The following is a 26,389-nucleotide window of genomic DNA, read 5'->3' as shown; positions in this document are numbered from 1 at the left end:
ACTTAGAAGAAAATGAAATCACTTAAGTATATATTTACATTTGTAATGATCAGTCTTTCTACGGCTGTATTTGCACAAGACAATATTATCTCATTTAATTATCAGATCGGTACTCCTTTAGGGCATACACGTTCGTTTATTGATAATTCTGCATACAATGGCTTCGGTATAGAGTACCGTCATTTCTTGAATGATAAAGTCTCTATTGGTTTGGATATGAGTTGGACAAATTTCTATGAAGATGTTCCAGGATATTCATATTACAATATCAAAGGTGATAATGGACAAGATATCACAATTGGGGGTAAGGAGTTCCGTTATGGGGAAATGAGACCATTGATGCTTACTTCACATTATTACCTTGGTGAAAGTGGAGGTATCAGGCCTTTTGTAGGTCTTGGACTAGGAATAAATTATGTTGAATTGTCTCAAGATGTTGGTTCAGTAACATTCTATGACAACAAATGGTTATTTGCAATGCGCCCTGAGATAGGTGTTTTTGTCCCTTTAAGTCCTAATGTAGGAATTCTAACAGCAGCAAAATATAATTATTCAGTAGGAGCAGGCTCTATGGATGCTCAATCATTTATGTCCTTTAATTTTGGTTTTGCATTTACACTGTAATCCTAGATTTGAACATAAACAAAAAAGCCTAACAACTCTTTGTAGTTGTTAGGCTTTTTCATTTGCAATCGGCTAATATGAAATATCTTCCGAGATACTCACTAACTCTTTCAGCTCATCATCTTTCAGATCGCCAATCCATTGTTCTCCTGTCGAAACAGTCATGTTGGCGAGTTCTTTTTTACTCTTAATCATCGCATCAATTTTCTCTTCAAAAGTACCCGTACAGATCAGTCGGTGAACAAGTACATTATTTTGCTGACCGATACGATAAGCTCGATCTGTAGCTTGAGATTCTACGGCAGGATTCCACCACAAATCATAATGAATGACATGTTGAGCTTTAGTTAGGTTCAAGCCCGTACCTCCCGCTTTTAATGAGAGGATAAAAATCTTGCAATGCGGATTTTGCTGGAATTGATCAACCATTTCATCTCTTTGCTTTCGGCTACATCCGCCATGAAGGAATAATGATTGAGTATAATAACGCTGATCTATCCATTCTTGAAGCATATTCCCCATTTCTTTGTATTGGGTGAAAATCAATACTTTTTCATTGCTTTCAAATGCTTTATCAAGAATGCTGAGTAGCATTTTGCTTTTACCAGAAGCCTCAATTTCGTTATTCTTCTGTTTCAAGAATTGATTAGGGTGATTACAAATCTGTTTGAGAGACATAATCAATTTTAGCACTAATCCTTTTCTTTTGTCTTTATCGTCTTTCGCTTTATTGATAGATTTGATGGTATCATCTACCGTTTTCTGATAAAGACTAGCTTGTTCTTTTTCCAAATGACAGAAGATATCCTGTTCGATTTTCTCTGGTAGATCTTGGATAATACTCTTGTCCGATTTTAATCTTCTGAGAATAAATGGAGCTGTAATCTTTTTGAAAATGCTCAATTTATTCTGATCGTGATCATTCTGTATTGGCTTAGCGAATTTATCTGAAAACTTTCTTGAAGTACCGAGATAGCCTTTATTGACAAAGTCCATAATACTCCAATATTCAGATAATCTGTTCTCGACAGGAGTACCACTCAGAGCTATCTTAATATCTGATCTGAGCGATTTTGTAGCTTTTGATTGGGCTGCAGAAACATTTTTCACGTTCTGAGCTTCATCAATAACCTGTACAAACCATTTTATCTTCTGGAGTTTTTCCAAGTCTGTACGCATCACACCATAAGTCGTGATAAGTACATCAAATTCTTTATTCAGTTTTCTACTAGACCCATGATAAATATGGAATTCCAGATTGGGAGCAAATTTGATAATCTCTTTCCCCCAGTTTGTAAGTAAACTTGTTGGAACAACTACTATCGCTTTCTTTTTATCTAAGAGTCCATCTTCTTTAAATTTTAGAAGTGTCGCAATTGTCTGTAGTGTTTTTCCTAGCCCCATATCATCGGCTAGAATTGAACCCATTCCAAGTCTTGCATTTTTATACAACCATGAATAGCCATTTTGCTGATAGGCTCTCAAAGTTGCTTTCAAACCGTTAGGAGATTCTACATCATAGTTTTTAGTAAACTCTGTGATGATCTCTTGAATTTCTGTAGTGAATTTGATCGGTGTTCCTTCGTACTGTTCCGAAAGTGCAGTCTGCAACAATTCATTACTTGAAACCTTAGGAGGTTTTTCAAGCTGCCTTAGAAGCTTATTGAGTTGCTCAGCTTCTAAGTGAACATAAAAGTTTTTGAATCTCAAGAGCCCACTTTTATTTCTGATCAGTTGTTTAAACTCATCTTCACTGATTTGAGCATCACCCAACGCGATTTTCCAATCAAAATCTAGCATACTCGAAAGGCTTAATTGAGCTTTTCCTCGCTCATTTTCATTCCTTTTCACTTCGAGTGAAAGTTGAGGCTTAATCAACTTTTGCATCGATTTAGGAAGAATCACCTCAATTCCTAGGAGTTCGATAATCGGAAGAATTTTGAATAGGATATCTTCAAATTCCAAAAGATCAAAAGTAACAACACTTTTCGGGTCTGAAATAAGTTTTTCAAGAGATGGAAAATACTCAGTAAGTATGTGTAAGTCTTTCAGTACCTCCAATTTCTTATGTGCATTTTCTTGCTCATTGAGGTATTTGGAAAGTTCAATTGATTTTCCTTTTTTCTGATCTTTTATTTTCAATTTAAGAGAGAATGTCAAATCTTCTCGCTCCGCAAAAACAAAAACAGGAACAATCGTTTGGTTAGAGATAAACATCTTTTGCAGCCATAGGTGAACTGCATTCGGAATTTCTTTATCCCATTCTTTTCTGAATTTTACAATCTCTTCACTAAAGAAAAGTCTTAGCACTTTTTCATCTGAGTCAGTCACTTGACTTCCTCCAATCGAATAGCAAGCTTCTTGAACAACATCACTGATCCAAATACTGATAAGGTGTAGAATCTGTTCGGAATGCTTACACGGAATTAGACCTTCTTCTTTTTGAATAAGAAGGAGGTTTTTAGGTGCCATAGAAGTTAGCGCATCAATATTTTTCTTGATTCTTTGCTCTAAGAGAACAGGAACCCAACGGACGGTGTAGCCGTATTCTGTTTTGATCAGTTGAGGAACAATTGCTTTTTCAAGCATCAGTTTTAGCGTAAACTGTGCTGTGTAATGCATTGCTTGAATATGCTGATTGTACCTGCCAATCGTATCTTCAGGAATTTGAAGTAAATATTCAAAAACTCCTCTTGGGTTAAAGACTTGGTTCGGAGCCATCTCCATTTCTTGGTTGGAGTGAAGCAGAAAGGCTTTAAATTGCGCATCTTCATCCAAACAAATATAACCTTCGTCAGCCTTGATGATTTCGGGTATAAAATCGTTGTTTTGTTCAACTTCTTTTTTAATCTCCTTTGCAAGTCTGTGCGTAGCATTTAATGACTTTTTTAGGATGATTTTAAAATCTTTTGAGTAGAAAAGAGGTTTCTCACTCAGTAAAGTCAAGAGCTTTTCCTCGACTTCAGAAATATTAGAGAAATCGAGTTTTTGAGTAGTTTCTTGGGGTTTATCAACTATTTTTTCATCCTCTTCATTGGAGGAAATGAGGTCATTTATAGAAAGTATTTTTTCTTGCTTAGAACTCGTTGCAAAAGAGCTTTCTTCTGCCACAAATTCTGAAATTTCAATTCCTTTCAAACTTAGTATAATTAATGGGTTACGATCTATTTCTTCTGAAATCTTGTAAATCACAGCAGCAAGGTGTTTACAAGGTACAGCCCAATCTGGACAAGTACATGACATTTTGAAGTCTGACCATTCTTTTGGAAAAAGTTGAAGGTCATTTTGGTTAAGAAAGTCTAGCAGTTGAGTGGGTAATTGGTGGTTGAGCAGGGCAATGTAGAATTCATTTTTTTCTTGAAGTTGACGGACAATAAATTCTTGTTCAGATTTAGCCCAAACAGGAACATTTATTTCTACATCGTAAGTTTTACCAAAAGACCCTTGAACTTCGGCTGAAATCTTACCAGTTGTAATTGATAGCTGAGTTACAGCTCCTTTGTTGGCATAATTTCTCCCTCTTTCTAAGCGATTATCAAAATCGATATTGTGAAGAGCTTGCAGCCACTTTTCTCCCCACCACGTTTTACCAAAAGTTTGACGAGTCATGTAAATGTAAAAAGATTGATAAAAAGTAAAAGTATTAAATTCTCGCTAAATGATGTAGAATTTATATTCAAAGCTTTCTCAAATTTCTAGTAAGTGAAGCGAATAATTCGTTGGATTTTTTGCCATTCATTTTCAGATGTGATTTCTAAAAGTTGAAAATGTCCATCTACATAATTGATTAGCAGTTGGTGAAGATTCTGATTGGCGTTATCCATAATTGTTTTGTAATCTTGATAACTAGAGTATTTATTGAAAATGATTTTTTGATCTCTTTCTGTCAGAAGACTAAAAGCAGCCCAGGTATTAAGTTCTGCAATATTTATTTCATTGATGATCGCATCGATTTGATGTTGCCGATGAGGTTCAAAAGCTACCCTCTCAATTTTTTCATCAATTTTCTTATTTCTTCTTAGTAGCCTATTTTTTATATTTTGATTGATGTCATATTGTTTTGCTAAAAAATCAGTTCCTTTTATTTGAAGACTCGCCCATTCATTGTCAGAAATTTTATTCTTGACTTTTATGGCGTAAGTAACTCTGAGTTCTTGTCTGAGCTGACGAATTAAAAAATACCGATTAATTAAAGCCGAAAATTCATCGGAATCATGATGATTTTTTCGAAGAAGTCGAATGAATTTTAATTCTTCTTTTTGCTCTAATTTTCTTAATTTTTTGTGTTGCCATTTGTAGTAGTTGAGCAGTTGAACCACTTCTTTTTTCGTTTGCTTGTCTTCAATTTCCTGACGAATTAATGTTTTCGTTTTCTGACTCAAAATAATAGACTCCGATGAGCCTGTACTTGATAAAGCAGAAAACAGTAAAACAAAAAAGGTATCTAACATGGAGTAAAAGATGATACATCAAGAAATGAAATACAGCATTTTTAAGAACGGAAACTATTGTCTTAAATGGGAAGATTAGGATGCTGATCTGATTTTAAACTTATTTTTATGCAATAATGACTAAAGCTGAGTCAAAAGAGAAATTGTTATTGGTTCATCAATTAGGATTATAGAAAAATAGAAAGGAATTGGAATAAAATAAGTTGCAGAAACTTTTAGGAAGCTTAGGAAATTATCACTGTAGAAGTACAAGTAATTAACTAACAAACATGAAAGCTAGAACTAACCTGTTTTATACCCTATTAATTTTCTTAATGGGCGGTTGCTACTCATTTCAATGGAGTAAGCCCAAAGAAGAACAATTTTTACCTCCAACTTCTGTTTTTGAAGTATTCAAAAAACATCCAAATTCAATTCTAAAACTGGAAGCACTCAGTCCAGGTTATGACTACAAGTATGACATTGGTGAAAAAGCTCCAGAATATTCCAAAGATAAACAGGAGTTACGATTTACTTCTGTCGAATTGAAGCTGGCAGAGAAAATGCCAAGAGGTAAAGTATTGGTTGATCTTATCTTTTCAGATCAAAAAAACAATCAAGTCCTAATTCCCAAAGTCGATCTTCTGAAGTTGATTCCAAAAATTGATGCTAAAGACAAAATGCAATACCCAGAGTTACTGCTGGAGGAATTCAATCGCTTTGGTTTAACTTTTCGTTCCGAACATGATGAATTTGATTTTTGTATGTCCACAGGAGAGGAGCATACACTTTGTAATGGTGCTTACCGATGTAGTGTGACTAATAATTGTTTGAAAGGAGGGAAGTGGGAGTTTGCACTAACTTATGAAGATTATTCAGATTTTTCGGATCGATTGAAGCAAGGTATAAACTTGAATCAAAATCGAATTTTAGCTCATTCATGGTTTTACATGAATCAAGAACTCTACAAAGTATTATTTCAGCTTAAGAACCCAAATCAAAAAGTTGATCTTGACATGGGGTATGATAGTCTTTCAAACTTTTCAGAAGAAAATGTTCTTATCGATTTTGAGAAATTACGAAACCCTATTCGTTATCCTCTAAAAACAAAAATCATTGAAGTTGGGCATCAGTCAGAGAAAAAGCTAGAGCCTTTGGATGTTGAGGAGTTTTATAAAAATGAGTTTGGCTTGATCGTCAGCGGACAAAAGTATGCTGAAGAAACTTATGCAAGTATTCTAAATGATACCGTGAAATTAGCACAGTTTAAAGATCGAGGTTTTTATGACGAGACTACTCCCAAAATCTGTGATTTCTCTTGGATGAAACACATGGATGATGTGAAAATAGATGTGATTGATGTAAAAGGTTCTGAAGGTTATGTCCAATTGAAATTGACTGGAGAATGGAGTCCTTATGAAATAACCATAGGGAATGTAGATTTAGCCTTAATCAATGAGCAAAAATTGTATGGGTTACTTTTTGGAATTAATACTTACCCCAAAAGTAGAAGGCATAACCCTGTTCAAAATACAATTTCTTACGATCCAGAATTGATTTCAAACGAGAAGAAACAATATGTATTGATGACAGATAAGAAAACAGGGAAGTGGGTAAATAATCAATACAAAGCAGTTGAAAAGATTTATTTAAGCTACGAATCTTTAGAACATGATATTCTTGATGTCTATGTTCTTTCTTATGAGCGAATTATGCCCGTTTGGATGGCAAAAGTGAAATTACCAAGGCATATCAGAGAACAAATCAGAATCAGAAAAAGACTTTATAATTACTAAACCTAACTTTAACCTCTTTTCACTATGAAATTAAAAGTGGTATCATCGCTTTTAGCACTGTTTTTATTCCTTTCATTAGGAGTAAAAGCACAGTCTTCTATTAAGTTGGAGAAGCAACAAACTCGCTTTTTTTATGGACAACTGAATTTACATGGAGGATATCATCAAAATCAATTTGGTGAATATTGGGACTTTTCTAGTGTTGGGCCAAGATCTCAGTTGGCATTGCAATACTTTGCAAAAAATAGAAGAATACTTCAAAAAGGATATACAAGAGCTTTTGCATTAGCTTCTTCTAAAGCACGATTTTCTTTAGCATTTGATAAAAGAAGAAATGACCAAGGGGAAAGTGAAGGTAGTTTATATTTTCAGGCAGTAGACTTATGGATGAAGTTCAACACTAAATGGGATAGAACAACTATTACAATTGGTCAGACGGCAATTCCTTATGGGCATAATCCGAGTATTGATCCTATCATCAATTTTGCTCCCAATTTAGTGAGTAGTGACCTAGGATTTTCAAGAGATTTAGGACTGTTTCTTAAGTCTCCTATTTCACAAAAAATGCAGTTAGAATTTTCATTTACTTCAGGCGGTTTATTAAATCAACCTTTGGTTACGTGCGAAAATCTAGTGAAGAATAGAGTACAACATGCAGATCCTGTTGTTAGGTTTGAGGATGTAGAGTATCGAAATACTTGGTTAGGTTTTGGGCGACTGGGAACTCAATCTTATCTGAAATATGAATTTGGTTTGATAGGAGGTGTTGGAAAGATAAATAGTAAAATTAATAGTGGTACAACCGCGGATATTTGGAGAGGAGGAGCTGACTTTAGCTACAAGTTTGAAGAACGCTTTAAGTTTTCAAGTATGATTACTTATGGTGAAAATAGCGAGATAAATGAGATCTATAAAACTGTGAATACACAACAAAATGTAGATATTCTTCTCTGGAAAAGATTTGTATTGAGGTCTTCTTATTCTCTTTTAGTTCAAGATCAAAGATTGAATAAAGATGCTAACTATGCTCAAGTCTTTGCCAATAGTATTGGGTATAATATTTCTCCTCATACAAAAATAAGGTTGAATTATTATTGGGAGGATTTCAAGCGGACAGAAGTAAATCCGACTAATGTTTATATACAATTTGTGACAGGCATAGGAAAACGCCCTTAAGCCAACGAAGGTTTATTTTCTTGGGAAGAATAGGGGAATAATATTTTAAAAGTAGAGCCAATATTTTCTTTGCTAGTTACTTTTACTGAACCTTCGTGAAGTTCTACAAATTTCTTTACGAAGGTTAGCCCTATTCCTGTCCCTTTTATCTCTTTTGCATTTTTAGCTCGGTGAAAAGCTTGAAAAAGATATGGTAAATCATCTTTAGGAATACCTATTCCAAAGTCTCTAACTTTTATGGAGAAAGTCTCTCGTGCAAAATGAATTAGTACTTCAGGCGGGCTATCTGAAGAACTGTATTTGTGAGCGTTTGATATGAGATTTAAAAGTATTTGTTCAATTAGGTTCTGATCAACGAATACTTCTCTTTTTTCACCTAGTGTTCTGACTTGAGGTAACTGCTCTGAAGGGAAGTTAAGGTAGAAGCTGCGAACTACTTTTAAAGTTAATTCTTCAATATTACTCCATTCTTTGTTTAAAGTCATTTTATTAGCTTCCATTTGCCCAAACAGAAGTAATCTTTCCATCATTGAATTGAGTTGGTTCACTGATGAATATATTCGATCAAATTGCTTTGCTGCTTTTTCTTTTTGGTCGTTAGGAAGGTAATGATTTGCGGTTAAGTTGATCAATTCTGAAGAGCTATAGATAGAAGTTAATGGAGTTCTGAATTGGTGAGAGACCATAGAAATAAATTCTGATTTCATATGATTTAATTCCTTTTCTTTTTGAAGTGATTTTTGCAATTCAATTTTACTTTCAATTAACTCTAGTCTAGTTTTTTGATAATCTGATTTGAATTTGATTAAGACAACAGCAGCTGCTATCATACATAATACAATTTGATGTATTTTGACATGCTTATGATAAACTCTTGACTGGAAATCAAGCTGTAAAAATGATTCTAGGAAGTTTAAAGTAAGTATGAGGGTTAGAATGCATGTAAAGACCCATTTATGAAATTTATGAGGTATGATACTTAGGTTAACGATCATCATTGCGAAAATGAGTGCAATATTATCATTGTCCACACCTCCGTATTTATACCAATCAAAAACAGCCATGAATATCTCAAAAAATGAAAAGATGATCAGTGTAACTACAAAGTTCTTTTTGATTTTAAAGTAATAGAAAAGTGTTAAGAAGCAGATGCTGATTAAGTATACATAAAATGCATGCATTAGATCAATTGCTTTAACAAAATATAGAAGTGAGAAAAAGCTAGATATAATTCCACCAAAAAATAAGGAAAAAAGTAAGGTTCTTTCTTCTATCGTTTTTGCATCTCCTGATATGTATTTTCTGATTTGGTCAAGTGCTTTCATAGAATAGAGAAAGTTAAATCTTGTATTAACTCAGAATCTAGATAATACTTTCTCCATCTCAATGTTTAATGTTTGAAGTAGTTGAATTTCATTAGATTTAATCAACTACTTCAAACTTTTGTCTGATTTCATTTCCCATTTCATCGACTAATGTCAATAAATGAATTCCTTTTTCAGCTTGTATTCCCATTTGATGTGTGGCTTTGGTTACTCCCAAATAGGTGTTATCCAAATGCCAATAAACTTGAGTTTGAACATCTTCATGTGCAGCTTCAAAGATGACTTGACCTAGTTGTCCTTCTTGATCTAATGGAATATGGACTTTTCGGAAAGAACTTGGGTAAATCAAATCAAAGTAAGTCTTACTTTCAGTTTGCTCACAGTTGGCTAAGTAAGGCGGAACGCTTTGATAATTCGGTTTGAATTTCTGATAATACCAAGCTTCAACAGGAGGAAGAACAAACCACTTTTTGTTTTTCATCTCAGACAAATTATAACAACTGCTATTTACTTGGTGCGTTTCTTCCTGATTTAGGTGCAGTACTTTATGATAGGTACAGGTATTCCCTTTTGTCATGTAATCATCCAATAAAAGGGTATGAGTTTCTTGACAGTTTTTGTTGGCTAACATGCCACTTTGTGAACAAACTTGTTTTTCTTCCCCAAAATATTGATCGAGTTTTAGTGAGCCATCAACCAATGTGAAAAGATCAAACATTAAGGGTGCAGCAGCACTAACCCCTGTAAGTCCTGGTCTTCCTTCTCCATCTGCATTTCCAATCCATACGCCCACAAGATATTTTCCATTTATGCCAATAGCCCATGCATCTCTATGGCCGTAGCTTGTCCCTGTTTTCCAAGCAATATTTTTAGAAGAACCATAATATTGCCAACCAGCTTCTTGGTCGGGGCGTTCTACTCTTTGCATAGCATCTAAAGTATATCGAATAGAAGGTGCTCGTAGAAAACCATCTGATTCTAGTTTTTGAACTTCATTGTTAGACCTTGGTATGTAATAATTTGAGTGATAGTCCTCTTTAGAATACCCTTTTCTTAGCGGTCTCTCGGTATAGTTATTCAAGGCTCTTACCATACTTGAATACACAGAAGTAATTTCCCAAAGTGAAGTTTCACCACCTCCCAAAATCATAGAAAGGCCATAATGATATGCAGGTTGGTGGAAACTCTTAAACCCGATATTTTGAAGCTTCTGATGAAATTTTTCATAACCGTATTCTAACAGTAGATGGACAAAAGGAACGTTCAAACTGCTTACTAATGCATCATCAGCAGGAACGACACCTCTATATTTTTTATCAAAGTTTTTTGGGGTGAAACCTTTATAAAATAGTGGCTTATCGGGGAGTAATTGCTTAGGCATAATCAAGCCTTCGTCTAATGCTGCGGCATAGAGTATTGGCTTCAGAAGGCTACCAGGTGAACGTTGGGCTGTAATGATATCTACATGTTGTCCGTGATCTCCATTTCCTTTTGCATTTCCTACATAGGCTAGAGTATTTCCAGTTTCGGTATCCAAAACAATGGCTGCTGCATTATGAATTTGATTGTAGCGCATTCTTCGAGCATATCGATTTAGCTTTCTATCTACTTCCTTTTGCAACTTTGATTGGAGTGTACTTTTAATATTTTCTCCTTTATGTCCTTCGGAAATCGCTCTATGTAAAAGGTGATAAGCCGAATTGGGTAAAGGTTTCAGTGAGTTGGGTAGTTTTTCTTGTTGGGCTAAATACAATTCATCTTTGGTTAGAAACCCATTTTCATGAATTTTAAGAAGTAATCGATCTCTTTTGGCTTTTAGTTTTTCTTGATTTTTTCCAGGGAAAATAGATGAGGGATTATTCGGTAAAATAGCCAACATTGCACTTTCTGCCCATGAAAGTTTATGGGCTGGTCTTCCGAAATACCTATAAGAAGCAGCTTTTAATCCAACAATGTTTCCACCAAAAGGAGCGTGGTCAGCATAGGCTTGAAGAATTTCAGTTTTACTGTAATAAGCTTCAAGTTTTAAGGCTGAAAATAACTCAATCAGCTTTTGTCCGTAAGTACGTTCTTGATTTCCAAATGCCATTCTAATGGTTTGCATCGAAATTGTACTTCCCCCACTTACAATTCTTCCTTGAGAAATATTTTGGGATATAGCCCTCATTATGGAGATAGGATTTACTCCAAAGTGATAGTAAAAGTATTCATCTTCGAAAAGACGAATGGCATTTTCAAATTTATAAGGCATCGAGTCTGATTCAGGAAATCTCCATTGCTGATCATCGGCGATCATGGCGCTGAGAAGTTCTCCTTCTGTAGATTCTAAAGTAGTAACATAAGGAGCGTTGAAAAGAGGTTTGGGTAAAGGAATTAGGTAAAAGAAGCCGATTAGTAAAAGGCTGATTCCTATTTTGATTTTATGTTGAAGTATGTGAGTGATTGCTTTGTTCATTTAGTTGTTTGCAAGTATGCTTCAGAAAAAGTAAAGACGCTCTAATAAAAGAGCGTCTTTGAAATTTAGGATAAATATAAAAATTATTTTTCAGCTATAATTTCTACCCATTCTCCTGCTTGAGTTGCATAAATACTATTATCGTACATAGCAGCAGATTCGACAGCTGGTAGATAATATTTCCCTTGATAGGAAGCATTCAGTAAAACTTCAAATTCAAGACTTTGATTAGGGTTTAAGTCAAAGTAATGCATTACTCTATCATCTCTGATATCCATATAATCTGCAGCACTTTGTTCCATAGAACCGTCAAGTCTTGTATTGATGATTTCCCAACCTGAAGGGAAAATCTGTGTCAGTGACATGTCAGAATATTTACCTTTCAAACCTGGGTTTTTCACACTTACAATCGCTTTAAAGTTTGTGCCTTGAGGAAGTCTTGCAACGTTCACTTCATTTCCTTTCAGGTCTTCATAAGTGATTGACATTTCTAGGTTTTTCTTAGAAGAAGTTTCTTCACCTGTCAATGGAATCCCAGAGCGAATAACTCTTGCAAATACAGGAGCACTACCATGGTTTGTGATTTCCATTTTGGCTTTATCTTCTGCTTTCTCTACAGTAGCTTGATAAACATAATCTTTACCACTAAAGTCTTTTTCATTATTTCCGATAGCAACACGAACATTTGTATCACTTTCCAATTCCGTTTGAGATGCATATTTTGCGATTGCAATAAAACTGTAAGCTGTTGTTTGTGTACTCATCCACTGGTTTTGGTCAGCCATCTTTTCAGCGATTTTCATGAGTACTTCAAAAGCACGCTCTTGTTGACCTAGCTCAGTGAGTGTTTCCAAAATCATGGCTTTATCTCTAATGGCAGAGCCGTAAGTATAGCTATAGTTCATCTCGGAAGTTGAAGCCGTCAACTCATCCATGCCTTCAATAAGTAGTTGAGCTTGGTCAATATATCCTGCGACAGCATAAGCTAAAGCTAAACGCCATTTTGCAGTATGACTCAAACCACTTTCTTCTTTCATTCTGTTCATCGCACCCAAAGCGGCTTGATCTGCTAAAGCAAGAGTGTATAAACGGTATGCTTGAATCACATCATTGTTGTTGTCCGTACTCGTCGATGACCAATTTTCGGCTTGATTAGTCTGGAAACTTACCCATTTAGAAATCAGACTTTCTGGAACGGCATAACCTGCTTTTTTCGCTTCTATAAGGAAATGTCCAGCATAGTTTGTTCCCCAATTATTTGCATAGTCATTGCCTGGCCAATAAGAGAATCCGCCTGTACTGACTTGGAATGTTTTTAATCGGCTGATACCCGCTTCAACATTAGTCTGTACTTTAGCTTGATCTTCTTTTGATAGCGTCAAGAGTTTATTGAGATAAAGCTGCGCAAAAACAGCAGAAGTTGTTTGCTCTACACATCCATGAGGGTATCTGATAAGGTAGCCTAAACGTTGTTCTATATTTAAAGATGGAAGTGTACTAAGTTCTACAAATGCAGCGTTTTCTCCTTTCATTCCCAAAGGCAGATAATCGTAAGACCAAGACTCATTGCTTGCAAGTACCTTATCATCGACAAGTGTCATGCTTGGATTTCGAGGAATGACTTTCAGCGCAATGTCATAAGAAGCATTCAACGAACCACTATTGGCTGTTACTTTTACTTTTCCTTCACCGATTAGCTCATCGGCTTTCAGATCAAAGTAAACAACTTTGTCACCGGCTGCGCTGAAAGTTACGGTTTGACTTTTAGAAGCAGTAGGTTTTAGTGTTCCGCTTGTTTCAATACTTAATTGCACATCTTTGATGCCATCTTCAAGTGCAAAAACATTGACAGGAAGTTTCATGCTTTCTCCTGGTCCAGCTACTCTTGGCAAAGTTGCTGAAATCATGAGCGGTTGTTTTACAGGAGTCGTAACATGTTTACTACCATAAGCACCATTTCCAGATGCAATAACCATAGTTTTGACGCTACCAATGTATTGCGGCATTTTGATTTTATGAACCTTTTTATCTCCAGCTTCCAGTTTGAAAGGACCTAAAAACTCGACTACAGGTTTAAATCGGTTGGTTTCATTCTGGTCTTTAGGATTCAATTCTTCATCACCACCAATAGCGAGTAGATGGTCAATTTTACCAGTAAAAGCACCCATTACATCATCATAAACATCCCAAGTTTTGATGCCTAGAGCTTCTCTTGAGTAGAAAGAATCCCAAGGTTGAGGCGTTTTGAAATTGGTAATATCTAAAAGTCCTTCGTCTACAATGGCTAAAGTATAAGCCATTGGTTTTCCTGTTTTTTCTGAAACTTCAATCGTATAGTTTTGCTCAGGACGAAGTTCAGAAGGCATCTTAATCTCAGGCTGTAAAAGCGTCTGACTATCTACTACTTTAATAGACTGTACGCCATACAAACGTATAGGAAGGTCATTTTTTTTCTGTTCATGAGGCTGAATCATGGTGAGGTGAGCGTAGATATTTGGAGACATATCCGGAGTTGCTTCAAAAGAAATTGAAGTATTTCCTTCTTCAGTTTCTACCCAGAATGTTTGCAATTGCTCACTTCCAGTTTCTAAGCTGACTAAGATTCTATTTCCTTTGGTTGAAGGGATTGAAAGTACAATTTGATCACCGACCTTATATTCTTCCTTTTCAATACCAAAGTCAAGCATTGAAGCGCCATCTAGTCCACCTCGTTTGCCTTTTCCTGCCCAACCTGGCCAATCGATATAAACGACTTGTCCAGCAGAATGCCCCGAGACAGGGTCTTCAACTTTCAAATAATAACGTCCCCATTGAGGATGGTTCACTCTAAGTCTCCAAGTTCCTTCACCATTATTGGTATTTACGGTTCCTTTTGAAACAGGTGTTTTATAAGATCTTGAAAGGTAATTGCTGATATTGTCATAAGAATTATCCCACCACCATTTCCAATCGAGTTTGTACAACTCAACTTTTACGTTGGTACGGTCAACAGGATTACCATCAGCATCTACACTGACAATTCGTACTTGATGATCTTTATCGGTCAATAAAATACCTCTACGGTCTCCTTCAGGAGCTTTAACTCCTACAAAGCTTTTATATGGATAGAACGGGATTGAACTGTTTCCAATACTGAATTCGCCTCCTTCTTCATATACTTTTCCGTATAAACTCACCATCAAAGCTCCAGGTGCTTTTGTAGCTTTCCCTAAATTGATGTTTACTTTTGCATTTCCTTCTGCATCTACTCTTCCTTCAAAAACCATTTCACGGTTGCTGGTGAAGCTTTTTGATTCATCATCAAAACTAACATTTGGATAGTTTTTGAATTTGGTTGTCATCGGACGAAGCAGTAGTTCATATTCAGCTTTGAGATTATTCGCTTTTGCACCGCTTAGCCATCTTACATTCAAATCTCCAGAAATATTGCGGTCGTTTGCTGTAAAAGTCTTTTTCGGGAATTTGAGGTCAATCTTTAAACGGTTAGGTTTAATGGTCTCTATTTTTACAGTCTTTGAGAAGTTTGCTCCACCTACTTTTGCGACGGCTCTCCAGTTTCCTGTTGGAGCATCTTCATCCGTTTCGAAGTCAAAACGATATAAATGATCTACAGAAGCATCACTTGTTTTTCTGTACACCAATTGATTACTCGGATTGTAAAGCTCCATAGCTACAGGGTGGTTCTCCGGAAGAGTTCTTTCCATATCCTCAAGCATGAATCCTAAATGAATTGGGTCTGCAGGTCTCCAAACACCTCTTTCTCCGTAGATAAATCCTTTTAATCCTTTTTGAACTTGTGTACCGCTGATATCAAAATTACTCAATGAAAGTGCCGACCCGTCATCTACTTTCAGATAGCCAGTTTGATTATCTTTTTTAGCAACAACTACAAATGGCTTGTTTGTCAATTCTATGACTACTTTTCCTTCGCTATCTGTCGTTCCTCTATTGATTAATTGTTGTTGATAATCATAGATTTCAACTTCTACACCAGCAGTCGGTACTGTGTTTATGAGGTTAGTAACAAAAACAGACATTTTGCCGCCATCTCTTCTTTTTGCGATGATCCCTAAGTCAGATGCAAAAAGCATTTTACTTACACTTCTTCTACGTCCGTAGTAAGAGTCACTACAAGGGTTATCTCTGTCTTGCCATCTATAATTTGGGTTGTAATAATATTCTGCATTATCCCAATAAGAAGATTCAGGCTCTGCTTCCCAGTCATCATCGTCAGTTGATAGGCTTGTTATATTTTGATCTTCAGAGCAGAAATATAAAGACTGAGATTTTCTAAATCCGATCTCAATTTGATATAGTGCACCTTGCTCTGCTGTCAGAACTTCTTCCAAATTGAGCGTATATCTATTCCAAGAGTTCAGGTCATTTACGCCTGTCGTATTCAAAGGTATTGTTTTTCTTACAACAGGTCTTGCCACTCTTTTTAGTTGGTAAGAACCACCCAACGAATTGGATTGAAGATATTGTAACATATTATTCTCGAAAACTCGGATAACAGTAACATCTACAGCTCTCAAACCTACAGCTTCAAATGGTAAAACGAGTCCTTTAGAGTTTGGAAGAATCGCCTTTTTATCATCGTTAAGCAATTTGACAGAAGGTTTAATCTGTGCAAATTGAAGTTTGACTTTGTGATCTTCTTTTAGCTTATAACCAGCTGTATTTTCAATCCCTTTAAAAATCTTCAGAACATCAGAAGCTCCCATCGTTTTGGTAGGGTAAACTTTCAGTTCATTTAAATTGATCACCAATCTTGGTTTTGAGTTAGAGCTTGAAAGTGTAACCAAGCCTTCTAAGTTCTGACGAATGTTAAGAGGGTCTGTAAATAATACAGAAATGTAATTCTGTTTACCTCTTACTATTTTGGTGGATGTGACTTTAAAAGTATCTAATGCTAGTACTTCTACATCCATGTCTGAGTTGTGTTCTACTCCAATAGATTTTCCTGTAAAAGCTAGATTAACTTCAGAATCATCTTGACCTCTGACTACATTACTTACAGTAAACTTGTATGAATTTGTTTTACTACCAATTTCCCAATTGATACTAAGATTATTTCCATCTTGTTCTGCTTTTAGCACTTGTTTTACTTTTTCTAAAGAAGTGATATCAGCAGTTTCTAGCGTACCTTCAAGCTTTACTTTACTCAAATCATTCTCATCATAGACTTTCAATCCATCAATCTGATAAGAATAATTTTGCTGAAGTGTTTTGAATGTAAACTTGAAATTCTCTTTATCAGCATCAATATCTGGAATGATTGATTTCAATTTGGCAGTCACCTCATACTGGTTATTACTCGTCAAATTGCTATTTGGAGTGAAAACAAGTGTGCGGTTATCTTCCCAAACGGTTTTTCCTTTTATACTTGGTTTAACACTGATTACGTTGTCCACCGGAAGACTTTTGATACTGTCACTTACATTCTTTGTGAACTTCAATCGAATGTCTGACCCTATCGAAACAATTCCTCCAGTATGAGAACTGATGTGGTCTACAAAAAGACTTTTAGGACTGCTAAAGTTATCTTTTTGATTAGCTGGTTTTTTCTCACAAGCAGTAAATGCTAAAAAAAATGTGAGTGAAAAAACAAATATTAAAAAGCGATTCATTGGTATTTTAAATGGTTGATAGCTAAAGATAATTGTTTGTATTCCTCTTAAAAAGATTATCAAAGGTATTTATTAAATATAAAGAAGTGTTATCACTTTTTGAAGTCTAACGAAGCCTTAGAAGCGAGATGCCTTCTATTAAAAGTGCTAAAATAAAGAGAAAAATCATCTAGATTTTTGTTGTGTAATATTTGTTACAGACAATCTCGTGAAGCATTCAGATATTTGTAAAAGAAATTAAATGAGGAAGCTGCTAAAATCATAGTCAGCTTAAACTCAAAACTCATTCATTACCTAAAATATTTGAACTATGGCAGAGCTTATCGAACAATTATATACAGGCTGTTTAGCACAAGGAGCATATTATATTGAATTTAATGGTGAAGCAGCTGTAATTGACCCATTGAGAGAAACTGATCAATATGTTGAACTGGCAGAAAAGAGAGGAGCGAAGATTAAGTATATCTTTGAAACACACTTTCATGCTGATTTTGTATCAGGGCACCTTGATTTAGCAAAGAAAACAGGTGCTCAAATTGTGTTTGGACCAACAGCCAAAACTGATTATGATATTTATGTAGGTACTGACTTGGAAGAGTTCAAAATTGGAGCTTATAGTTTAGTTTTACTACACACTCCAGGGCATACAATGGAGTCGAGTACTTTCCTTTTAAGAAATGCAGCAGGGAAAGATGAGGCGCTATTTACAGGTGATACGCTTTTCTTAGGTGATGTAGGTCGACCTGATTTAGCTATAAAATCTGATTTAAGCCGAGAAGATTTAGCAGGCTATTTGTACGAATCAATCTATAATAAATTAATGCCATTGGCAGATGATATTATAGTTTACCCAGGACATGGAGCAGGCTCTGCGTGTGGAAAAAATATGAGTAAAGACACTTCTGATACATTAGGGAATCAGAAAAAGACCAACTATGCACTTCAAGACCTTACTAAAGAACAATTTATCAAAGAAGTGACTTCTGGAATTCTTCCTCCCCCTCAATACTTCGCAAAAAATGCCATGATGAATAAGTCTGGTTATGTGTCTTTTGATGATGTACTCGCACAAGGAATGAAAGCTCTTTCTGTTGAAGAGTTTGTGATTAAGTCTTTCGAGAAAAGAGTCTTGATTCTTGATACACGTGCTCCTCAGACTTTTAACAAAGGCTTTATCCCGAACTCAATCAATATTGGTTTGGACGGGAAGTTTGCTGTTTGGGTTGGTGCTCTGATCTCAGATTTGAATACACCAATTTTATTAGTCACTGATGAAGGACGAGAGGAAGAAGCTGTGACTCGATTAGCAAGAGTAGGGTACGATAACCCTGTTGGATATTTGAAAGGTGGTTTCGATGCTTGGACAAAAAGCGGAAATGCAGCATATATTATTCCGTCTATAGATGCTGATGAGTTCGCTCAAGCTTACAAAACGGGAATAAAAGTATTGGATGTTAGAAATCCGAATGAATACTTGTCTCAGCATGTAGAGGGTGTAGAGAATTTTCCACTAGATTATATCAATAAACATTTATCAGATTTAGATAAAGATACAACTTATTATGTACATTGTGCTGGAGGTTATCGTTCTATGATCGCTAGCTCTATTTTACGTAAAGCAGGTTATAAAAATCTGGTAGATGTAAAAGGTGGTTTCGGGAAAATAAAAGAAACTGATATTGCATTAACTAACTATGTGTGTCCTTCAACTTTGTAGGACTATAGATAGGCGGAGATGGTGTCAAACTATCTCTGTCTAAATCATTTTTTTAATAATAGGGTATACTAATTACTAACAACATTTTATGGAGGTACTTTCACAACAATGGCCATGGTATGTGTCTGGGCCATTAATCACGCTTGTGATGGCAATGTTACTATTTGGAGGGAAAACGTTTGGTGTTTCTTCCAATTTGAGAGTTTTATGTTCTGCTTGTGGAGCAGGAAAAAAAGTTGATTTCTTTAGGTTTGAATGGAAAAACCAATTATGGAATTTACTATTCGTTCTTGGAGCTATGATTGGAGGGTTTATAGCCTCTAATTATTTGAATGGAGATATCACTCCACAACTGAATGAGAATACGGTTCAGTATTTTTCTGAACTAAGACTTTCAACTACAGATATGGGTTTATTGCCTCAAGAATTATTTAGTCTGGAAAGTATGATGAGTTTGAAAGGAATGGCTTTTCTAATCATAGGAGGCTTCTTTGTAGGATTTGGTTCTAGATACGCTGGCGGATGTACTTCTGGTCACGCAATTTCGGGGCTATCAAACCTTCAGTTACCGTCATTAATAGCGGTAGTCGGATTCTTTATTGGAGGTCTTGTCATGACTCACCTTATTTTACCTTTCATCTTGTAAACGACAAACTAGACTAAAATAACAATGAATAAATCTGTAGGCTTTCGCTTCATTCTAGTAGGGATTTTATTCGGTATAATCATGACCAAATCAGAAGCGGTGTCATGGTTCCGAATTCAAGAAATGTTTCGTTTCGAGTCATTTCATATGTATGGTATCATTGGGTCGGCTGTAGGACTTGGAGTTTTGTTGGTCGGAGCTATAAAACGTTTCAAGTTGAAAGACATTCATGGCGAACCGATAGTAATCGTTCCTAAGGCAAAATCTGTATCTCGTTATATACTTGGTGGTACAATTTTCGGATTGGGTTGGGCTATGACAGGAGCTTGTCCAGGTCCTATGTTTGTGTTGCTAGGGCAGGGTGTTTTTCCTTTAGCTGTAGTGATTATCAGTGCCAGTGTAGGAACTTTCGTTTATGGCTTAGTCAGAGACAAACTACCTCACTAAAATTACCAATGAAAAATAGAGGACATTTTTTCGAGGTGTCCTCTATAAATTAAGCTTGTATTCGGCTTTAGACCGATTTATTATCGCTCACTTTATATCTCACGAGCACACTATTTATTAACGCCAACTTCTCTCTTCTCTAACTATCAAAATTTTGCGATGAACAAGAAATTATCAAGAAGCTTTCCAATTTTGGAATGGTTGGGAGGCTATAAAAAAGAATATCTGAGTGGGGATATTTCTGCAGGAATTACTGTCGGAATTATGCTCATTCCACAGGGTATGGCTTATGCAATGATTGCAGGATTGCCTCCTGTTTATGGTTTATATGCTTCAATTGTCCCTCAGTTAATTTATGCACTACTTGGTACTTCACGTAAGTTGTCTGTTGCTCCTGTGGCTATGGACTCGCTCTTAGTTGCGGCAGGGGTTTCCGTTTTAGCAACCGAAGGAACGGCGGCTTATATAAGCTTTGCGATACTTTTAAGTTTCTTTATGGGGTTGTTTCAGTGGGGTTTAGGAGTAGTCAGAATGGGTTTTATTACAAACCTTTTGGCAAAGCCTGTTATTAGTGGTTTTACCTCAGCGGCGGCATTGATTATAGGTTTAAATCAACTAAAGCACCTGTTAGGAATTAGTCTTGAGAAAAGTAACAACGTATTTGAAATCTTGTATTCTGCAATTCAGAATATAGGAGGTACGCACATTCTGACACTAGTGATAGGTGTGTTTGGAATCGTTATTATCAAATCTGTAAAACGTATAAGTGCTTCTATACCTGCGGCATTAGTGGCTGTGATTTTTGGAACACTTGCAGTTTACTTTTTGGGTTTAGAGGCAAAGGGTGTGAGTATCGTAAAAGACATTCCTGATGGATTGCCATCGTTTATATTACCCGATTTTTCATTAGGTCAATTGGGAGAAGTTATACCTCTAGCATTAACAATTTCGATTGTAGCATTTATGGAATCATTCTCAGTTTCAAAAGCAATAGAAGCTAAGAAGAAAGATCATAAAGTGAGACCTAATCAAGAGTTGATAGCTTTAGGAATGGCAAATGTAATAGGTTCATTATTCCAGTCTTACCCAGTTACAGGTGGTTTTTCAAGGTCAGCAGTAAACTATCAAGGAGGGGCGAATACTCCCTTAGCATCTATTGTAAGTGCAATATTGGTAGGGCTTACTTTGCTGTTTCTAACACCACTATTTTACTTTTTACCCAAAGCTATTTTAGCCTCTGTCATCATGGTTGCTATTTCTAGTTTGATAGATATAGCTTATGCAAAAGAATTATGGAAAACGAATAAAATTGAGTTTGTACTCCTGTTTTCTACTTTCATGATTACTTTGAATTTTAGTATGGTACCAGGAATTGTATCGGGGATAGTTCTTTCCATCTTAATTCTTTTGTACCGTCAAGCCTATCCGCATATTGCGAAGTTAGGACGAGTAAAAGGACATCATGATTTTAGAAATATCAAACGTTTCCGTGATTTAGAAAAGTGGAATGAATATTTGATTTTGAGAATGGATGCACCACTAACTTTTGTGAATATCCAATATTTCAAGGATTATATAAGCAGAGAAATAGAATATAATCCTCAGATTCAGAAGGTACTTATAGATGCAAGTCCAATCAGTAATATAGATGCTTCAGCTCTGATCGGTTTGAAGGAATTGATTGATACTTTACAGGAACAAAAAATAGAACTTGTTTTAGCAGATGTGGTAGGACCTGTTCGAGATATTCTGAAACAAAATCAATTGATAGAAAAAATAGGAGAGGATAATTTCTTCTTAGACCTTCATAAAGCGATTCAGTATTTGACATGTAAGGAAAAAGGAAGTCAGAAAGAAATAGTACTGCAGACGGAAGTCAATTAGTATTAAAAATAATATTAAAGAAAATGAAAGCTAGGGTCTAATCTTGACTCTAGCTTTCATTTTATATTTTGTCGTAAGTTATGGGTTGGGATAAAATCATGAACATCTAAAAATGTTCTCTTAAGCGGGGAGCTAGCCTCAAAAGCGGAGAAGGGTTGGATGTGGGTTGACCGATTTTTATGAGGCTTGATTTTTTTGCTTCGTTTTTTGTATCAAGACTAAAAATGAAGACCTCATTCCCAAAAAGAACGACTATATCCTCTAATTAATACAATTAACAATCAAAGACTAAAAGAATATACTCATACTTCAGGCTATCTTATTCTTCTAATGCTGAAGTTAATGGTAAGTCACCAATATAAACGTTTTCAATAACGCCCTCTCCATCCAATACTTTCAGAAGTACATAACAATCTTTCTGATCCTCTTGTAATACTTTTCTGACAAGATCTTCAGCAGGTTTTGCTTTAGATTCTTCCATATAGAAACGGTCATGAGGGTAGTTGATTTGTACTTCTTCTTTTTCATTTACAGAAGAATAAGTATATACATTAACTTTAAGTGCCGCTTGATTATTAGGTAGTTCATGATGTAACTGAAATGGAACAGAATACCCTAGCGAATCTTGTTTAAAAGTTAGGTAAACGTTCTTCTCTGAGGTGTACTCAGAAACAGAGTCTGATTCTAAAGTTCTATCTTCATAATTCAGAATAATGTACTTTCCTCTGAAAGGATCGGTAGGATCAATAGGTCTGAGTTTAAGTTTGATCGTTTCCCCTTCAGACAAAATACGTTCTGAACTAAAAATCATACTCGCAGGTGCGTATAGTTGAATCAGAGCTACGAGAAGAAAAATGAGGAATATATATGTTCTATTTTTCATGTCTTTTTCTCTTTTTGATTAACCAATAATTTCCCATAAAGAAACCTACACCAATACTCACAAAAAGAATTCCTCTGAGTACAAAGCTCATTTCTGTATCGATAAACCTACAAAAAATAAGCAATGAGAGTATGATTAACCCGAGATTAAGCGTACTAAGTTGCGACTCACTTTGCCCTCTTTTTATAGTAGATATCCCAATGGTTAGAATAATGATACTGACAATCCATTGCATATGCCAAATACCATTGAAAGTAAAACAGAATAGAATACTAAACATGATAAAGACGAATTCTATAACTTGAATATTTTTCCATCCTACGGTTCTAATTCTCAGAATGAATAGGAGAGTTGCTAGTCCAAAAGTGAACAAGGCTAGATAAAAATCTATTGAATCTGCAAGCGAAGATATTGAGCTGGAATTATTTCTAATTCTGTTCCATTCATCTTGAAAACTAAAAGAAAATAGAAAAATCAAACTCCCGAAATAACCCAAAACTCGATAGCCATTTCTTTTCAAGGATTGAAGTTTGAAATAATCTGAATAACCTATGCTTAAATAAGTACTTAAAATACTGATTAAGATAATTGGGAAAAATATTCCATCATATGCTTTGCCTAAAGACGGAATGATCCAGATAAATGAAATTGGAATTAACCAATGATGAAAAGCTGTAAAGTTTCCTAAAGGAGATTTTTTATAAAGTAAATAATAATGAGGGAGTATCCCGATGAGTATAACATAATACCAGTAGCTTTCTACCCAGTGTCTGGAATAACCTGTACTCGCACCGTAGTATGTGATGCCTATTAAGGTGAATAGAGATACTACAGATGATGGCATAACATAGATCAAAGGGAAACAAAGAAGCATCCATGAAAGAATAAAACTGTCAAGATCACCTTCAATATGATAAATCTGAGATATCATTGAGATGGCAGCTCCAACTGCAAAAAATAGAAGCGTAGAACAGGTCTCAGTCCAAGCTTTGTTATCCTTCTTCTTCAATATTGTATAGCCACAAAGAATTTGAGCGATCAATAAAGGAGTGAATGCAATAATTGATTTTGTCAGTTTAGACAAATTATCCCAATTGTGTGCAATGATCAGAATAATTCCGAGTCCAACAAGTAAAGCTCCGATTATACCAAAAACAACAAGCATTCTATTTTCAGCAGGTTTTTCTCTGGTCTTATAGTAATCTATAATTCTAGTTGCTGTTTCTTCATTAATAACCCCAGCTTCCAATAACTCGGGTATATCTTTTTTTATCTGCATATAAAAAGTGATTCAGTGAAAAAGTGAATTTCAAAATATGTTAGTTTGAGTAGGAAGTTTAGTCTAACATATTAATCCAAATTTGAAAATAAAAAAAGTCATTCCAATAAGTAGGAATGACTTTCTTCTTTTCTATAAAAAAGGAATTAACCTTTCAACTTATGTTCTACAATGAGGTAGGCCATTAGGTTCTGACAGCTTTCTTCAATGATTTTGTAACATTTTTCAAAACCATCATCGTTCATACCGTAAGGATCAAATACATCTGCACCCGATTTTTTGTTGTCAAAATTGCGAAGCAACAAGATTTCAGGTTTAGTACCTTTAGGTTGAGCATCCAAGACATTTCTTAGATTACTTTTATCCATTGGGATGATGTAATCATATTCGCTAAAGTGACCTTCAGCCAATTGTTGTCCTATTGATGTAAGCTCCAGGCCATGTGCTGAGGCTGTTCTTCTCATATTCGGGTCAGGGAGTTCTCCCACATGGTAGTTTGCGGTTCCAGCAGAGGCTACTTCAATTTTTTCTTCCAAGCCCGCTCTAGAAATCATTCTTTTAAAAATTCCCTCTGCAAGTGGTGATCGGCAGATGTTGCCAAGACACACAAATAAGACTTTTACCATCTGACAAATTTAGTCTATTGTTAATAAAAAAGTATAGCACAAAAATACAGGATACAAGAGAACTTTTAAATGGATTGAGGAAAAAAAACAAAATAGAATACTATTTAATATGATTTAAAAAAGTCATAAGAAGGACTTCTAGTGAATGCCAAGAGGTGATAATCCTATAATTTTTTTTTAAATTTGTACAATCCTCTAATTTAGAGGTACACAAACTGTATTATATAGGGAGTATGTTAAAAAAGAGCCTTATCTTTCTTCTTTTATTATTCCAAATTGATGGAATAGCAAAAGTGGATAACAATGAAGAATTGTGGAAAAAGCTTTTGAAATTAGATTGGGAATATGTCTATAGTTCTACTTATAAAAGTGACTTGGAAGTACCTATCTTTACAAAAGATGTAAAAGCTTTAGCTGGAGAAGAAGTTGAATTGAATGGCTTTTTACTTCCGCTAAATACTGAAGATGGCTCGTTGATACTTTCATTGTATCCTATGAGTTCATGTTTTTTTTGTGGTGGTGCAGGTATAGAATCTGTTGTGGCCGTTTTTCCGCAGAAAAAAGAAAAGTATGATCTTGAGAAAGTGACCTTCAAAGGGACTTTCAAGATTAACCGAAGCAGTGAGGGTTTGATTTATCAAATCGAGGATGCTGTTATTTTACCCTAATACTGAATATTGAATCGAACAGATATATGTCTACAGAAGCTGAAAATAGGTTTGAAGAAATAAAACAAATCTTCATTAAGTATCTTGAAGAACACAGTCTTAGAAAGACTCCTGAGCGTTTTGCAATTATGGAGGAAATCTATAACAGAGGTGGTCATTTTGATGTAGAATCACTTTACATCAATATGAAAAATAAGAACTACAGAGTGAGTAGGGCTACGGTTTATAATACCTTAGATTTACTTTTGGAATGTGGGCTTATTACAAAACATCAGTTCGGTAAAAATTTGGCCTTGTATGAAAAATCTTACGGTTTTAAACAACATGATCATCTAATTTGCCGTGAATGCAACAAAATTCTCGAATTCTGTGATCCAAGAGTTGAGAAAATTAAGCAGATGGTAGAGGAGTTTTATGACTTTACAATCGAAGATCACTCTTTACATTTTTATGGGAAATGTAATAATGAAGAGTGTGAAGGCAAACAAAAAAAAGAAGTTAAGCCTGCTGAATAGTACTCAGTTTAGGGATATAAATATTAGAAAAGAGCTCTTTCAACCTAAATTGAAAGAGCTCTTTTTTTATTTTAAATAATTTTAACGAAAGCGTAAACTTCCTTTTATATATTTCTTTATGCCTATTTAGTTCATGCCTAACATTAAAATAATCTATTTTTTAATGTATGTTTTTAAACGTGGCTAAACATTGATTTCAGCTTAGATAATATTAATACTCTTTGGTTAAAGTAATGATATTTTTTAGCTCTAAAATTGGAATGCCTTGAATAAGTGTAAAATAGAACT

17 protein-coding genes are annotated in these 26,389 nt (G+C 35.2%); 9 read left to right on the top strand and 8 right to left on the bottom strand.

Annotation, left to right across the window (positions count from 1 at the left end; translation table 11 throughout):
- The first annotated feature begins 12 nt into the window (after window positions 1-12).
- Window positions 13-624, top strand: coding sequence for a porin family protein (locus tag BC781_RS00660; RefSeq protein WP_109615323.1), 612 nt, complete (start codon window positions 13-15; stop codon window positions 622-624).
- A 72-nt stretch (window positions 625-696) separates the two neighbouring features.
- Here BC781_RS00660 and BC781_RS00655 read toward each other — a convergent pair whose 3' ends face one another.
- Together BC781_RS00655 and BC781_RS00650 are read right to left on the bottom strand one after the other, a co-directional pair.
- Entirely contained in the window at window positions 697-4,233 is a 3,537-nt protein-coding gene (locus BC781_RS00655) for a DEAD/DEAH box helicase (RefSeq protein WP_109615322.1), read from the bottom strand.
- Window positions 4,234-4,319: 86 nt separating this feature from the next.
- On the bottom strand, window positions 4,320-5,075 hold the full coding sequence (locus BC781_RS00650) for a hypothetical protein (protein ID WP_109615321.1): 756 nt from the start codon (window positions 5,073-5,075) through the stop codon (window positions 4,320-4,322).
- A gap of 269 nt (window positions 5,076-5,344) precedes the next feature.
- Here BC781_RS00650 and BC781_RS00645 point away from each other — a divergent pair, with 269 nt between their 5' ends.
- Both BC781_RS00645 and BC781_RS00640 read left to right on the top strand, forming a co-directional pair.
- On the top strand, window positions 5,345-6,850 hold the full coding sequence (locus BC781_RS00645; protein WP_146201585.1) for a hypothetical protein: 1,506 nt from the start codon (window positions 5,345-5,347) through the stop codon (window positions 6,848-6,850).
- Between the two features lie 24 nt (window positions 6,851-6,874).
- A complete protein-coding gene (locus BC781_RS00640) occupies window positions 6,875-8,026 on the top strand; it encodes a hypothetical protein (RefSeq protein WP_109615319.1) in 1,152 nt (383 codons plus the stop codon).
- Here BC781_RS00640 and BC781_RS00635 read toward each other — a convergent pair.
- The 3 genes from BC781_RS00635 to BC781_RS00625 form a co-directional block, all read right to left on the bottom strand.
- Window positions 8,023-9,351: a sensor histidine kinase gene (locus tag BC781_RS00635; protein WP_109615318.1), complete on the bottom strand. Its 1,329-nt coding sequence runs from the start codon at window positions 9,349-9,351 to the stop codon at window positions 8,023-8,025. The genes BC781_RS00640 and BC781_RS00635 overlap by 4 nt on opposite strands.
- Before the next feature lie 97 nt (window positions 9,352-9,448).
- Complete coding sequence (pbpC, locus tag BC781_RS00630; protein WP_109615317.1) at window positions 9,449-11,806, bottom strand: penicillin-binding protein 1C; 2,358 nt, start codon at window positions 11,804-11,806, stop codon at window positions 9,449-9,451.
- Between the two features lie 83 nt (window positions 11,807-11,889).
- Window positions 11,890-17,436: an Ig-like domain-containing alpha-2-macroglobulin family protein gene (locus tag BC781_RS00625; RefSeq protein WP_109615316.1), complete on the bottom strand. Its 5,547-nt coding sequence runs from the start codon at window positions 17,434-17,436 to the stop codon at window positions 11,890-11,892.
- Between the two features lie 310 nt (window positions 17,437-17,746).
- On the opposite strand from BC781_RS00625, the gene BC781_RS00620 reads away from it, so the two are divergent.
- The 4 genes from BC781_RS00620 (at window position 17,747) to BC781_RS00605 (ending at window position 22,130) form a co-directional block, all read left to right on the top strand.
- Window positions 17,747-19,153: an MBL fold metallo-hydrolase gene (locus tag BC781_RS00620; RefSeq protein WP_109615315.1), complete on the top strand. Its 1,407-nt coding sequence runs from the start codon at window positions 17,747-17,749 to the stop codon at window positions 19,151-19,153.
- 88 nt (window positions 19,154-19,241) lie between these two features.
- Window positions 19,242-19,799, top strand: a complete 558-nt coding sequence (locus tag BC781_RS00615; RefSeq protein WP_109615314.1) for a YeeE/YedE family protein — start codon at window positions 19,242-19,244, stop codon at window positions 19,797-19,799.
- Window positions 19,800-19,823: 24 nt separating this feature from the next.
- The gene (locus BC781_RS00610; protein WP_109615313.1) at window positions 19,824-20,246 is read left to right on the top strand and encodes a DUF6691 family protein; all 423 of its coding nucleotides are present in this window, start codon (window positions 19,824-19,826) and stop codon (window positions 20,244-20,246) included.
- A gap of 159 nt (window positions 20,247-20,405) precedes the next feature.
- Window positions 20,406-22,130 (top strand): SulP family inorganic anion transporter, encoded by a 1,725-nt coding sequence (locus tag BC781_RS00605; RefSeq protein ID WP_109615312.1) that lies wholly within the window; start codon window positions 20,406-20,408, stop codon window positions 22,128-22,130.
- A 319-nt stretch (window positions 22,131-22,449) separates the two neighbouring features.
- Here BC781_RS00605 and BC781_RS00600 read toward each other — a convergent pair whose 3' ends face one another.
- From BC781_RS00600 to BC781_RS00590, 3 genes are all read right to left on the bottom strand, one after another.
- Window positions 22,450-23,013 carry a GDYXXLXY domain-containing protein gene (locus BC781_RS00600; RefSeq protein ID WP_109615311.1) on the bottom strand — a complete coding sequence of 188 codons (564 nt, stop codon included), beginning with the start codon at window positions 23,011-23,013 and terminating at the stop codon, window positions 22,450-22,452.
- On the bottom strand, window positions 23,003-24,292 hold the full coding sequence (locus BC781_RS00595; protein ID WP_109615310.1) for a DUF2157 domain-containing protein: 1,290 nt from the start codon (window positions 24,290-24,292) through the stop codon (window positions 23,003-23,005). The genes BC781_RS00600 and BC781_RS00595 overlap by 11 nt, the downstream gene beginning before the upstream one ends.
- A 146-nt stretch (window positions 24,293-24,438) precedes the next feature.
- The gene (locus tag BC781_RS00590; protein WP_109615309.1) at window positions 24,439-24,918 is read right to left on the bottom strand and encodes a low molecular weight protein-tyrosine-phosphatase; all 480 of its coding nucleotides are present in this window, start codon (window positions 24,916-24,918) and stop codon (window positions 24,439-24,441) included.
- A 233-nt stretch (window positions 24,919-25,151) separates the two neighbouring features.
- On the opposite strand from BC781_RS00590, the gene BC781_RS00585 reads away from it, so the two are divergent.
- Window positions 25,152-25,586 carry a DUF3299 domain-containing protein gene (locus tag BC781_RS00585; protein ID WP_109615308.1) on the top strand — a complete coding sequence of 145 codons (435 nt, stop codon included), beginning with the start codon at window positions 25,152-25,154 and terminating at the stop codon, window positions 25,584-25,586.
- Window positions 25,587-25,612: 26 nt separating this feature from the next.
- The gene (locus BC781_RS00580) at window positions 25,613-26,101 is read left to right on the top strand and encodes a Fur family transcriptional regulator (protein WP_109615307.1); all 489 of its coding nucleotides are present in this window, start codon (window positions 25,613-25,615) and stop codon (window positions 26,099-26,101) included.
- Window positions 26,102-26,389 lie beyond the last annotated feature (288 nt).

The sequence above is a fragment of the Sediminitomix flava genome, from assembly GCF_003149185.1.
Taxonomy (GTDB): domain Bacteria; phylum Bacteroidota; class Bacteroidia; order Cytophagales; family Flammeovirgaceae; genus Sediminitomix; species Sediminitomix flava.
The sequence above is the reverse complement of the archived record's forward strand: the minus strand, read 5'-3'. Positions and strand labels throughout refer to the sequence as shown.